Source organism: Ruegeria sp. YKSF131 (assembly GCF_059612645.1).
The window spans coordinates 47,067-61,062 of the sequence record NZ_JBXWQZ010000010.1 but is presented as its reverse complement, the minus strand read 5'-3'; the positions used below and the strand labels follow the sequence as shown (position 1 = coordinate 61,062).

Here is a 13,996-nt window from a genome sequence, read left to right as displayed (position 1 = left end):
AATTCTGAATGACGGGTATCTGCGCATCGAAAACCCGAAAGCCCCTGCTGGCCGCAATTAGACATTTGAAACGCAACTCCGGGGGGAACAGTTGTGCTTATAGATCAAATTGAAACATCCAGATCATATATCCCAAATGACGCAGACTGGAACCTGATATACAAGGTTCTGCCGGGCGAGGCCAAGATTGCCGACCCGTCAGTCATCAACCGTCATTTCGAATGTATCGAGGTGACCGACAACACGGTTCTGCCAGCAAGCGGCATGTATGTTGTTCTGCGCGGTGTGGTTCAGCTGCGGCAGAATGGTAATCCTTTGGCCAGCGCGGATGTCGGTGACTATTTCTATGAAGAGCACCTTCAGATATCAGACATTCCCGTCAGCCTCGAAGCGCTCGCGCTGGACGGATCGCGGGTGGCTTTTCTGTCCAGCGAGAACTGGCGTCAGATACCAGAGGAAATCCGGCAACCCTGCTTCGCCACGATGTTCGGCGATCTGGTCAGTGTTCAATTGCAGAACTTCCAGCAGCCGATCAATTGTTGCAGCGTGACGGCTGCCGCCCTCAGCATGTCCGCGTTGGGCTTCAGTTGCGAAGTGAACGACATTTTCCGTGAATGCGCGCTGCCTTCGTCTTTCGTCGTCAATGACGGTATCTCACTGGGTGAGCTGTTTGACGTCGCCTGTACCTACATTCATTCGCAGGGCTTGCGGGACAGTGTTCAGGTTCAGGCCTATTTCATGGACGAGGACACGACAAACGTGCAGCTGTTGCTGGATGCGATTGACGAATCCAACCGGCTGGGTGGTGACAATGATATTCTGGTGGCGAATTTTCAGGTCGGCGTCGCCCATGGCAAAGCGAATATGCCGGGCGGGCATTTTGCCGTAATCGCCAAGTGCAACCCAAGCACTGGGCTGGTGCACATGATGGACGTACATCCTGAGAAATACGGCAAGCTTTGGGTTACAACCGCAGACCGGCTTTGGAAGGCGATGTCGGACCGTGACGGAACCTCGATGCGGTCGCGTGGCATTTTGCGCTTCTCGGCGCGTGCCGCGGTCAAGACGCATCTGAAGACATTCAAGCAACGATGCAACTATGTCGACAGCACGCTCTATCTGGCAAAAGACCCCAAGAAACGGCGCAACCTGTTCCGCCGCGCCACTCCGAACATGAACTCCTTAGGTGTGTTGGTGGAAAGCCTGGCCATTCACGGCGATGACAAGGTGGACGAAGACGAGCTGCTGCGGGCCACCGAAGCCTCTTTCACGGATGTTGTCTCACGGGTGGCCACGGCCGCGGACATGCACAACATGGCCCAGAAATATCTGAACGCGGCTGAAAACATACACCTGAGCAGTTCACTTCGCAGTTTCGGAACGCGCGAGGACACATCGATCCTTACCCCCGAAGACTGGTTCAAGATGCAACTACAGGGCCTGGACGCCAACACGGACCGTCACCTGATGATCAATATCGACTTTAATCGGGTAACCGGGATCGAAGCCATCCGCCCGCCGGTAAACGTTTACCGGGAAACCGCGTTGCTCGAAGAATTCTGGTGCCTGTGTATCGCATATGATGAAGCAACCGACCTTGTGACGATCGTCGACATGAGCCCCGCAACGTCACAGGTCTGGCAAGCCCCTCGTGGCAACATCTTCCGCGGCCTGCGCGATCTGGAGGACCCGGCTTTGCTGGTGATCGAAACAGTTGAGCCGCCCGAAGATCCCGGGGATGTCGCCAGCATTATCCGGAACAACCCCATGGTTCTGTTTTATGAAGATGAAGACCCGTGGTCCTACATGCTCAGAAGTGTTCTTTCGAACATCGGTGCGACCAGCGTAAAGCAGGTGGATGTGGGCGGTCGCGACCCCAACGCGATAAAGATGCGACGTCAGCTGATATCTTTAGGTGAAAAACCCAAAGTTCCCTACCTGTTTTTCCAAGGCCAGTGCATCAGCAAAGGCGAAAAGCTGGAAGACATTGTGGACATGATCAAGGCAGGTCACCTTCAGGACCGCATGATCGAAGCAGGTCTTCCCGTTTCCAAGCTTGAAGAGACACCCAGCCTGAATAAGAACATGTTCGGCTATCCCAAAGGTGTGATGAACGAGGTAAGCAGCGGCAAACGCAACGTGCTGCTTTGTGCCTGCGGGTCATCGGCGGCAGACAAGATACCAGAACTTGTTGAGCGCATCGTCGACGCCGGACACAATGTCAAACTGATCCCTTCCACTTCGGCTGAAAAGTTTTTTCGGGACTTCGGCGCTGAACGGATCGACGCCAAGATCACCCATAACGACTATTACCGCGACGATGATGAATGGAATTTCCGTTACATGGAATTCGACATGCCAGTGCGTGCGTCGCATCTGGCGCTTTGTGACTGGGCCGATTGCGTGATCGTCGCACCCATCACCTGCAACACCATGGGAAAGGTGGCAAACGGGATCGCCGATAACCTTCTGACCTCTGTCTTTGTGGCGTGGCAGTACCAGAAGAAGCCCGTGATCCTGTGCCCGGCCTGTAACACGAATATGTGGAACAACATCACCACCCAGAACAATGTCGCAAGGCTGAAGACACTGGGCATCGATTTCATAGGCCCACGGGAGGGCCGCCTGTCCAACGGCCGGATGGGGATTGGTATGATGGCCACGCCCGACCAGATCATGGAAGCACTGGGCGAGGCATTCGAAGAACTGGACGACCAGAAGTACCGCGTGTGCAAATGGGCCCGAGAGGCTGCCGCCGCCGATGATATCAATGAATGGAAACGCGTGTTCCGCGCCATCGATGAAGGTGTCGTGGGTATCAATATTGTTGACGAAGCCCACGGCGATTCATTGCTGCATTATGCGGCTGGCGGCGAAGGCGAATTGAACGAAGGCGGTCACGATCTGGGCAAGCCAGATTATGAAGCGGCACAGGATTTGATCGACCGCGATATCGACGTCAATATCGTCAACGATCACGGTTTCACGGCATTGCATGTGGCTGTGATGAACAAAGCCCCAAGGATGGTCGACATCCTGTTGCGCGCCAAAGGCATGGATGCAACCTCGTGCATTAAATTTGTTCAGGGCATGGATATCCCGCCCGAGATACGGACCATGCTGGATGCTTGGGCGCGAGACCACAACCTTAAGATAAAAGACGCGGAACAGGGCCGTGACGAAACCTTTATTGCCGTTCAGGAACCCACCTATCTGTATTTCACATACGGCTCCCTGAAACAGGGGTTCCCGAACCATGAGGCACACAGCCGGGTCTTGAATGACTTTGTCGGGCCTGCCCGCACGCGGCAACCAATGCCCCTGATCGTTCCAAATGAACCGTTCTGCGACAATCCGAACTGTGGCTTCCTGCACCGAATGGCGACCCTTGTCGATCAGCAGGGCATGGGCAAACAAGTAAGCGGAGAGGTTTACCGGGTGACGGAATCGGGCCTGCACGAGCTGGATAAGCTGGAAGGTTATCATGGTCCGGGCTCGTCCAAGAACGTCTATATCCGCAAGAAGATCAACGTGATCTTGGATGGGGTGATGAAACCCGCCTACGCCTATGTGATCGCCGATCCTGAAAAGTACATGCAAAACTGGCGCGACGGAAAATCAGATGTTATCAGCGACTACACACTGGATATGGCGCAGGGTGAACCCAAGCCCGGATTCGAGCCGGCTATCTAGTTTTCCGCTGTGCTGACTGGTGGCGGTTTTGGGCTTTCCTTGGAACTGAGATTATAGGCCGTGATCACCACCATACAAAGCAGGACGAACGGCCAGAACCCGGCCTTGGGAATAAGGTTGTCCCGATAGTGGATGATCCGCAACGACGTCTCAACGTCGGACGCAAACAGGTATGTATTGACCGAAACTGCCAGCAGCATGAAGTACATCAGGAAAAAGAACGACTCCATATAGATCACAGGAGAACCTGCGAACCCTTCACGCAGCTGCACATGGGCCAACAGGATCACGAAAAACAGAACCGAGCAGGTTCCGATTACACTGGACGTGCTGAAGTCATGCCGATCGGCCAGCCCCTCGCGGCGCGTGACGGTCATCAGCGCCCCAAACAGCAGCATTGTCACGACAAGCAGCGGGACCATGTGCACGATGAACGCGTTTGCGAAATTGCGTTTGATGACAAAGTTATAATGCAGCTCGGGCATGTTGGTTTGATAGGCGTTCTGAGCGATGCCCAACGTCGTATCCAGGCTTGACAACTTATAGTCGAAATAGGTGTTCTCACGTTCCCACGTACCCATCACGATCTGACTTTCGATGCCGAAAATATCATCCGGGCCGGTCGCGGAATAAGCCTCAAAGTCAGGAACCAGCGCAACATTGATGTCAAAAGATGCGGGCCAGAAGCGCACCCAGACCGTTTTGTGATCAAAGGGGTAGCGGGTGTAGTCAAAACTCTGCCGAAGGGTTTGTTCAAAATACCACCCGATCAGCAACCCATCTTGTTGCGGCAGCCGATAGGCCTCTTCGATCAGTCCGTTTGCTGTATCGACCGCTTCCGGCAGAAGGAAACCGATCTCACCCTCGGCCGGACGGATCTCATCATGAACACCTGTGATGTAGCGCTGCCAGACGTAACCGGTGACCTGCACGTCGCTGGCACCAAGAAAGCTGAATGATTTTAAGAAGATCCCCGTTTTAACGCGGTAATCCGGCACGGCATCCAGTTTTTCCAGATACGCGTCCACTGATGCCTGATCCGGAAGTTGAGTGGGATCACCCTCAAAATGATTCAGTTCGATCCAAAGTTTGAGCAAGAGACCCCCAAGCCCAAGGGTCAACAAGCCAGAAATCAGCCACACCTTTCTTTCAACGCTCATTCAGCCTCCTGCCGTGTCACCTAATCAGCCAGAAACCCCACTGAACCCAGAAGGGATTGCGTGATACCCATAGCGGCAAACTGCGTTGCCAGATCGGCATACCCCCCGTGTTGTATTGGCGGAGTGTTCTGCTGTCCGCTTTCAGCCAAAAGTCGTATTTGACAAATGGATAAATCGACCATTGGCAAAGGCTCGGTAGTCGTGAAGGCTGCAAGCCCATCCGCATATTCAATTGCTGCGTCCCAATCGCCGCGCGCCAGCATGACGGCGCAGGCGTCCGAGTAAAAGTGAAGGTGACTGTGACCCACACATCCCTCGGAAATGATCTCAGACCCCAGGTTCAACAAGCGCGTTTGCTCATCAGGGTTGGACTCGGCCATTGCCAGGGCCGACAAGGCCTTGGGCCCTACAAAGTTCCGCCCATGTTCAAGCGCGATTTCAACCGCGCGACGACCTGTTTCCCGACCGTGGTCCAACTTTCCGGCATAAACCTGCGTTCGGGCCAGATGTTCAAGGGCCTGCGCCTCAAGGCGTTTTGCACCGACGCGTTCCGCAATTTCAGCTGAAACACTGAACGCTTCCAGCGCCTGATCAAGGTTGCCCAAAAAGGTCTCGGCCACGCCAAGGCAGGTCTGTGCAACGCATTCCGGAACAAAGGCAAAATACCTTTGCGAGACTTCGATGGCCTCAATGGCGTCCGCCTTGCCTTGTGCTACGTCCCCGGTGTAACTGCGCGCGACGCTGAGATTGTGAAGATTGGCGGCCAGATCGCGGACCAGCCCTTTTTCGCGCGCTCGTTCAACAGCTTGCGTATAAAAGCCTGTCGCTGTCTTCATGGTGGCATTCATGAAGTTTGCGTCACCAAATCCGCTTAGCGCCCCAACCTCGAGGCGGGCAGAGCCAAGTTTGCGGGCAAGCGTCAGGGCGCGTTCATTGGCGCTTAGCGCTTCCTTGTCCCGGCCCAGAGGGAAAAAGACATTACCGCGCACATAATTGATCTGCGCCACATCCCGCTCTGACCTGCAACGCTCGGCGGCCGTTTCAGCCATATCGAGTGCCTCCAGCGCGTCCTGATACAGACTGGCTTGCCGCGCAGCCTGCGCGAGCCCGATATGCGCGCGGCTGATTTGCTCATCGGTTTCGGCAACGCGAGCAGCTTCCTGAAATTCACGCAGTGCGTCGCCAGACAGACCCTGAAGCCTGTGCGTCTCAGCCCGAGCGCAAAGCAGATCGAACCGGACACCTGCGGGGGACGGCAATTCCAGGGCGCGTTCGATCAATGGGCTGGCATCGTCAAATCTGAAGGCCTGGATCAGTTTCTCCGCCGCGTCCAGATACGCCTGTGCGGCGTTATTCGCCCCGGCCCGGTCCAGATGCTGTGCGCATAGGGTCGCATCGCGATCCTCGAACCACTTGGCGGCCTGTCTGTGCAGGCGCGCACGCTCGGATTTGACCAACGTTGCATAGGATCCATCCCGGATCAGCGCATGGGCAAACATGAGGTCAGGCCCTGCCTCTCGGACCAGCGCGGACCGGATCAGGCTGGTCGTATCCAGATGCCCTTCACCCAGAATGAAGTTCAGCACTTCTGCCGAGAACCGTTGCCCCAGTACCGATGCTGCCTGAATGGCGGCGCGGCTGGTTCGATCCAGTGCATCCAGTCGGGACTGAACGATCCCCTGAATACTGCCGGGCACGCTTTGTTGGGTAAGTACATCTGTATTGCGCAACAACTGTTCAAGAAACAGCGGATTGCCCCCGGCGCGTTTGACACAGGTTTCCAGCAACTCGGGGTCGATGGCCGTGAATTCTTCGACCAACAGTCTGGCCTGTTCCTCGCCCATCGGCGCCAGTTCCATCTTGGACACCGACGCGCCATCGGTTGCCATTTGCCAGTCCCGGTCAATCGGGTCGCCTTCAACCCGGCTGGTCATCATCAACACGCAAGGGATATTCCGCGTCGCCGCCGCAATATGAGAGCAGGTCACCAGGATCTCGGGCGAGGCCCAGTGGATGTCCTCGATCTGGATCAGCAGGGGGGCTTCCCGGCTGCTGGCCGACAGCAACTCTTCAATGACCTGCCGCCTTCCGCGCAAGCGGGTCTTGTTGTCCATCACCGCAAACACCTCGGCCAGACCGGCGTCCTGCTCCAGCTCAAGCAGCGCGTTGAGGTGCGCGGCGTTCGCGGGGCTGACCCAGCCCCTGGCGATTGCGTCCCTGGCCGCTGCGGCACCCGTTTTCGCGCCATCCGACGGGTCAAGACCCAGAATGCTGCGGGCGACCATCTGAATGGCCGAATGCCCTTCGCGCGCGCCGAAATCCATCACGACACCGTTGTGGATCGTGTAGGACTGGCCGGATGCCAGTTCAGCGACTTGCTCGGACAAATGGGTTTTTCCGATCCCGGGCTCACCCAGAATCACATGGACTTCGCCCTTGCCGTGGCGTTTGCATCGGTCAAATGTGGCCGAGAACACCGACAACTCCCGCTCGCGCCCGATGAACTTATGACGCCGTGTGCGAATGTTCCGGGCCAATCGATCCAGACGCCAAATTTCAACGGGATCATTCAGCCCTTTGATGGCCTTCACACCAAGGGATTCGCCCACGAATAGCGGTCCCAACGCGCGCTGAATGTCATGTGAAACCAGAGTCTCGCCGCCTGCGGAAATATCCGTCAGACGGGACGCCAGATTTACCCCATCCCCTGTGACAGTGTATTCTGTATGCGACTGACTTCCGGTCGTACTGGCAATGACCTGACCTGACGCAATACCGATGTGGCAGGAAAGCGGTGGTGACAAAGTCGGTAGAACTGCATGTATCTCGGCAGCAGCACGCGCCGCCCTTTCGGTGTCATTGGTATGTGAAATCGGCGCTCCGAAAACGGCCATGACCGCATCGCCGATATGCTTGTCTATACGACCACCATACTTTTCGACGACATTGTCCACTTTGCTGAAGAATTGATTCAGCAGCGCATGCAGATCTTCTGCATCCAGCTCACTGGATAGTTTCGTGAATGCGGTAAGATCGGCAAACATCACTGTAACCTGTCGGCGCGCGGGCTCGAGCTGTGCAGCAGGTTCAGGCTCTGCTGATGTTTGGCTGGTATCAATCTGTTCGATGGCGCGCAGCAGCCGCCGCCGATCACCGACGGCCGTCACCCCAATTTCGATCAAATCCTCGGCCGTCAAATCAGGCAGGATGGAGAAATCGATTTTGTTGTCTGCGAAGGCCTGCGCGTACTCGTTTAATCCAATTGCGCTCAGCCAGCCCCTAAGGTCCTGAGACATGTTTCCCATCTGAAGTCCCCCGCTTCAACCTGGAACCTAGCATGTGAGCCGCTTCGAGTCTGCTAGAACCTAATTAATTTGTGTTTTTGAGCAGGGTTAATCCAAAACTGGCTCCTGCACCAAGCCAGTGTTTCCGAAACCGCTGGACAGGATATACGAACAGCAGGCCTGGGTGATCTCGCGGAAGCGGGCTCTTTCTCGACGGTAAAGGTATACCTCTCGCTTGTCCGGCAAATCTGAAATCGGGCGAAAGGCGACCGCGTCCGGGATGAATTGCGCGACGGTCTGCGGCAGGACCGTGATCCACTGGCCTGCCCTGACCGTTGTGATCAGCGAGTGCGTGTTGTGAATAGTAACCTCGGCCCGGTCCAGAATCTTTTTGAACGAGGATGATTCAATGATGTCGCACAAGGCGTTTCGCACGAAGGGTGCCGCCATCAGGTCACGGATTTCGGGCGGTTTGGCCTGTGTCATAAGCGGATGATCAGAAGCTGCAACGAGTCCGAACTGATCCTGAAACAGAGGCTCGGTACTGACCCCGTTCAGGGGATGATGGCCGGATGCAATGCCGATATCCGCCTTATCCCCGGCAACGGCGTCCAGAACCTGTTGCGAATCCCCGTCTCGCAACTCGATCTTCAATCCGGGAAAGCGTGATGCCATATGTCCCAGCAAGGCGGGAAAGACCAAAGCCCCCACAGACGGCACGGATACGATACGGATCAACCCATGTTCCGCCTGCGCCGCCATTTCTATATTCTGAACAGTCTGATCAAAATCGCGCACCTGTTTGAGCGCAAGGTCCAGAACCTGCTGACCCAGCGGCGACAGGTGATTTTTCCGTTCACCTTCAAACAGTTTCTTGCCCAGATGATCTTCAAACTGTTTCAGCATCATTGAGACGGCGGATTGTGTCCGACCCAGACGGCTGGCAGCCTCGGCAAGGTTTCCGGTTTGGGCCACGGTACAAAAACACCGCAGCATCTCGACTTTCATCGCCATACTTCAAACTTTCTGAAGTTTACTAAAGTTATTTGAGTTTGACTGATGTTAGTCGAAAGTTCCATCCTTACCCAAATCGAAATTTGCGAATTTGGGGCCTGACGTGACCAAACTGAACCTGATTGCCGGCGAATGGCTGGCGGGCGAAAGCGAAATTGAAAACCGCAATCCTTCGGATTTAAGCGATCTGGTTGGCATGTTCACACAGGCCAGCGCCGATCAGCTTGAGGCGACTCTGGATCAGGCGCGCGTCGCGCAGACCGAATGGGCTGCCTACGGGTTGGAGCGGAAACAGGCCGTCCTGAACGCCATCGGCAACGAGTTGATGGCCCGCGCCGAACAACTGGGTACATTGCTGAGCCGCGAGGAAGGCAAGCCGCTGGCCGAAGGCAAGGGTGAGGTTTACCGGGCCGGTCAGTTCTTCACGTATTACGCTGCCGAGTGTCTGCGCCAGATCGGTGAAAACGCCGATTCCGTACGCCCCGATATCGAAGTGGATGTGCGCCGCGAAGCCGTTGGCGTTGTCGCAATCATCAGCCCGTGGAACTTCCCCACTGCAACGGCCTCGTGGAAGATTGCCCCGGCGTTGTGCTATGGCAACGCGGTTGTGTGGAAACCCGCCAACATCACCCCCGCCTCGGCTGTGGCCCTGACTGAAATCATCGAACGGCAGGATATCCCGAAAGGTCTGTTCAGCCTTGTGATGGGCTCGGGCCGTTCGGTTGGGCAACGTCTGGTGGAAAGCCCCAAGGTCAATGCGATTTCCTTCACCGGATCGGTGCCCGTAGGCAAAGGTATCGCCGCCGCAGCAATCCAGAACCTGACCAAAGTGCAAATGGAGATGGGGTCCAAAAACGCGCTGGCCGTGATGGACGACGCCGATCTGGATCTGGCGGTGACGCTGGCTCTGGGCGGGGCCTTTGGTGGCACCGGTCAGAAATGCACCGCCTCGTCGCGTCTTGTGGTTCACGCGGGCATCCATGATGCCTTTGTCGAGAAACTGGTTGCCGGTGCGCAGGCAATGAAAGTGGGTCACGCGCTGGAAGCGGGCGTGCAGATGGGTCCCGTCGTCAGTCAGCAGCAATTGAATGAAAACCTCACCTATGTCGACCTGGGCAAATCCGAAGGGGCCGAGCTGGCCTGTGGCGGTCAGCGCCTGGAGATGCCCCATGACGGGTTCTACATGTCGCCGGGCGTGTTCCTGAACACCACCAACGACATGCGCATCAACCGCGAAGAAATGTTCGCACCGCTTACATCCGTCATCAAGGTCGGCAGCTATGACGAGGCGCTGAGCGTGGTCAACGACACCAATTTCGGCCTGACCTCAGGCATCGTGACCAAATCATTGGCCCGCGCCACCCATTTCCGCCGCAACGCGCGCACCGGTGTTGTGACGGTTAACCTGCCCACCGCTGGCACCGATTACCACGTACCATTCGGTGGCCGGGGCGACAGCTCGTACGGGCCGCGCGAACAAGGCAAGGCGGCAGCCGAATTCTATACAACCGTCAAAACCGCCTATATCAGCGCAGGCCCGGTCTGATGCGGATCGACGGCCTGCAATATGCCAACTGGTCGGAGAAGATCTTCCGCCAGCTGCACGAAGGGGGCGTGGACGCGATCCATGTCACCATCTCCTATCATGAGAACTTTCGCGAAACGGTTCTGAATTTCGAGAAATGGAACCGTTGGTTCGAGCAGTACCCAGATCTGATCATGAAGGGCCGGTGGGCCAGCGATATAGACTCAGCCCGTAAAACGGGCCGGACCGCAGTGTTTTTCGGGTTTCAGAACCCGTCGCCCATTGAAGACGATATCGGGCTGGTTGAAATTCTGCATGATTTGGGCGCGCGGTTCATGCAACTGACCTATAACAACCAATCCCTGCTTGCGACCGGTTGTTATGAGGCCGAAGACACCGGCATAACCAGAATGGGCAAGCAGGTGATCAAAGAGATGAACCGCGTGGGCCTTGTGGTGGATATGAGCCATTCGGCAGACCGGTCCACAATCGAAGCGGCTGAGATTTCGGACCGGCCCATCGCAATCACGCATGCCAATCCGCACGAATGGTCCCCGGCCCTGCGCAACAAGCGAGATGATGTCATCCGCGCCGTGACTGAAAACGGTGGGATGCTGGGTTTTTCGGTCTACCCTCACCACCTGAAGGACAAGTCCGACTGCACTCTGGAGAGCTTTTGCGAGATGATCGCCCGCACTGCGGACAAATATGGGGCCGAACATCTGGGGATCGGCACTGACCTGTGCCAGGATCAGCCTGACAGCATCGTTGAATGGATGCGTGTGGGGCGGTGGACAAAAGAAATCGACTATGGCGAAGGCTCGGCCTCGGCCCCGGGGTTTCCACCAATGCCGGGCTGGTTTCAGGACAACCGAGACTTTGGAAACATCGAACAAGGGTTACGCGCGACCGGCCTGAACGATGACGAAGTGGCCGGGATCATGGGCAGGAACTGGTATCGGTTCTTTGCCGAGAACTTCGTCCCACAAAGGTAACCAAATGGAACCACACGCGCAGACAGAGATCGCCAGACGTGACCCCGCTATGGTCATGCGACTGTCACGACTGGGATCACTACACCAATGTCGGCTCAGCTTTATGCGGCAACTGACACGCCGCATGGCCGATGAAAACTGGAGATTTTCGCGCCCTGCATTTGAAATTGACGACAAAGGTGTCGGGCATGCGGTCTATACCGCGCAAGGCCCCGATCGCGCCTATTCGCTGGTCGCCTTTGCCCATGACCTGCCTGCCGATCAACGGTCAGACCGGGTTATTGCCGAAGCGTGGGACGCCACCTTTGCGCTGTTCGATGGCATCCCCACGCCAGAAGACATAGATCGCCTGTCCCTGAACGTACCGCTGCAAGAGGCAGGGCGTGTCAGCGAAACCGAATTGTCACTGTCACGCGCCAACCGTTCCGTGCGACTCTGGGCTCATGTGGTGGATCGTCTGGCTGCGGGCCAGCAACCGGACCTGGAACAGATTTATCAGGTCGGCTATCTGATGAGGACCACGGCTGTTTACGGGTCGGGCAAATTCGGCGCTGCGGATCGTGAGAAAACGGCGGACCGGAATGAGGTCAGTGGTCCCTTCCAGATCGAAATGCTGTCAGTCTATCTGACCCGAGTTTTTGTACGCGATCTGGTGCAATGTATGGCGCAGGTCAAAGGCGGGGATCAGACCTCTGCGCTTAATCCTGAAATCGCACGCTGGCTGGGCATCGGAAATTCCACAGGACTGGGAATGGCGCCGTTCATCGTGAACCATCCCGTTCTGTTCAACAACTGGATCATGGCGCGGGAAGAGGCCATCTCGCGCGTGCGGTCAATTGAGACAGCAACCGAAAAAGACGCGCGTGTCTTTCGCGACGTTTTCGCGCGCAGCAAACAGTCAATCACGTGGTGGCAATCTGAACACCCGATACAGGTTGAAAAACTCGCTGCGCTAAAGGACGACCTGAATTCAATCAGCGCATTTCTGGCTACGGACGACCTGACACAAGACCATCCGTGGGATCGAATGATCCGATGGTCGGAAACTGCGCTCAGCGAAGAAGGCCAGGAGTTGCTGGCCTCGCTGATCCTTGAGCCTTACGGAGATGTCGTGGACGGGCTGTCTAGCTGCATGGCGGACACAAATGCGGCTGCACAGGTGATTGATGGAGCGACGCGGGTATCCGATGTGCGCGACTTGATCCGCCAAAGCTTTGACTGGGCGCTGGACCTTGATTGGAGTGATCCGAAAAACTGCGCGCGGGCATGGTACGTTTCCGAAGAGAAACTGGAACCCCGACTGGGTGAACGGTTTGAAGAACCGATTGCAGACTATGAACAACCGCTCGCGCCCGCGCGTGATGCGGCACTGGCTTTCAAGGCTTTGCAAGAGTGGCCGGATGATGCGCCGATAGCAGAGTTTCTTATGCGCCACCCTGAGCACCGCCACACCGTACGCCGCGCACAAATCAGCCGTGTCGCGCCATATGGTGAGATCCATGACAACACAATCGGCGCAAACGTGATGCCCATCGATATGTTGCGCGCAAAACTATCCTTCTTTGGCGCGACGCATTTCGACCCTCGTTCAGATCGCTGGGTCCGCATCTGCATGTATGCCGGCGCCCCCTACCCCGATGAGCTAAATACCGCGAACGCAGATTTGTGGGTTTATCCGGAGGTTGCGCAATGACCTTTTCATTGAACGAAGTCGAAGCAACAGCCAAACGCGCAACTCGTGGGGCCGGATATGCCTGGGGCGTGGCGGAAGAGGCTGCGAAAGCCACCCGGTGGCTAAACGCCCAAGGGTTCGACGGGCCCGCCATTCTGGCCCAACTGCTCAAACGTGAATATGCGCCCTGTCTGGAACGCCACATTCCTGTGCTTCAGAACGGAGTATGGGTTGGCCAACAAGACCTGTGCCCCCTGATGACCGGAGCTGCGATATCGGATTCACCGACCGTCCTGTCCCAAGGCACCATTTCGATTTCAAATCTCGCGGCACCACTGCTGTTGCTGCCCTTTGTCGCTGCGGGGGCCAAAAAACTGGGAACGACAGTAAAAGTCACCTTTGACGGGTATGCTGCGATAACTGATGGTGTTCATTTAAGCTGCGCAGACTGCAATTTAGACCGCGCTGATCATGTTGAAATAACTGAGGGCGGCCACATTCAAAACAGTCGTCCTCTGCAAAGCCGTGCCGCTCCAAATGCAGAGGTGTGGCAGATCCTCGACTCCATGGCGCACCGTACATATGCCCCTGCAACCGAAGAATCCCGACTGCTTGGCGCTGGTTCTGGCCTGTCGGACAATGACTGAAGGATC

At 56.4% G+C, this 13,996-nt stretch carries 8 protein-coding genes; 5 read left to right on the top strand and 3 right to left on the bottom strand.

The genetic code is table 11. The features are described from left to right. Nucleotides 1-93 precede the first annotated feature (93 nt). Nucleotides 94-3,693, top strand: a complete 3,600-nt coding sequence (locus AC2FLZ_RS05455; protein WP_496881928.1) for a flavoprotein — start codon at nucleotides 94-96, stop codon at nucleotides 3,691-3,693. Here the strand turns inward: AC2FLZ_RS05455 and AC2FLZ_RS05450 are convergent. From AC2FLZ_RS05450 to AC2FLZ_RS05440, 3 genes are all read right to left on the bottom strand, one after another. Then, nucleotides 3,690-4,853 carry a hypothetical protein gene (locus tag AC2FLZ_RS05450; protein ID WP_496881927.1) on the bottom strand — a complete coding sequence of 388 codons (1,164 nt, stop codon included), beginning with the start codon at nucleotides 4,851-4,853 and terminating at the stop codon, nucleotides 3,690-3,692. The two genes, AC2FLZ_RS05455 and AC2FLZ_RS05450, sit on opposite strands and share 4 nt — an antisense overlap. Before the next feature lie 20 nt (nucleotides 4,854-4,873). Then, nucleotides 4,874-8,149 (bottom strand): ATP-binding protein, encoded by a 3,276-nt coding sequence (locus AC2FLZ_RS05445; RefSeq protein WP_496881926.1) that lies wholly within the window; start codon nucleotides 8,147-8,149, stop codon nucleotides 4,874-4,876. A 96-nt stretch (nucleotides 8,150-8,245) separates the two neighbouring features. Next, nucleotides 8,246-9,151: a LysR family transcriptional regulator gene (locus tag AC2FLZ_RS05440; RefSeq protein WP_480555321.1), complete on the bottom strand. Its 906-nt coding sequence runs from the start codon at nucleotides 9,149-9,151 to the stop codon at nucleotides 8,246-8,248. Between the two features lie 103 nt (nucleotides 9,152-9,254). Between AC2FLZ_RS05440 and AC2FLZ_RS05435 the strand changes: the two genes are divergently transcribed. The 4 genes from AC2FLZ_RS05435 to AC2FLZ_RS05420 are packed head-to-tail and all read left to right on the top strand — an operon-like array spanning nucleotide 9,255 to nucleotide 13,990. Further along, nucleotides 9,255-10,697 (top strand): aldehyde dehydrogenase family protein, encoded by a 1,443-nt coding sequence (locus AC2FLZ_RS05435; protein WP_496881925.1) that lies wholly within the window; start codon nucleotides 9,255-9,257, stop codon nucleotides 10,695-10,697. Beyond that, nucleotides 10,697-11,671: a membrane dipeptidase gene (locus AC2FLZ_RS05430; protein WP_496881924.1), complete on the top strand. Its 975-nt coding sequence runs from the start codon at nucleotides 10,697-10,699 to the stop codon at nucleotides 11,669-11,671. Before AC2FLZ_RS05435 ends, AC2FLZ_RS05430 begins: the two co-directional genes overlap by 1 nt. 4 nt (nucleotides 11,672-11,675) lie before the next feature. Continuing rightward, a complete protein-coding gene (locus tag AC2FLZ_RS05425; protein ID WP_496715659.1) occupies nucleotides 11,676-13,364 on the top strand; it encodes a hypothetical protein in 1,689 nt (562 codons plus the stop codon). After that, nucleotides 13,361-13,990, top strand: a complete 630-nt coding sequence (locus tag AC2FLZ_RS05420) for a DUF3726 domain-containing protein (protein ID WP_496715658.1) — start codon at nucleotides 13,361-13,363, stop codon at nucleotides 13,988-13,990. Before AC2FLZ_RS05425 ends, AC2FLZ_RS05420 begins: the two co-directional genes overlap by 4 nt. Nucleotides 13,991-13,996: the final 6 nt, after the last annotated feature.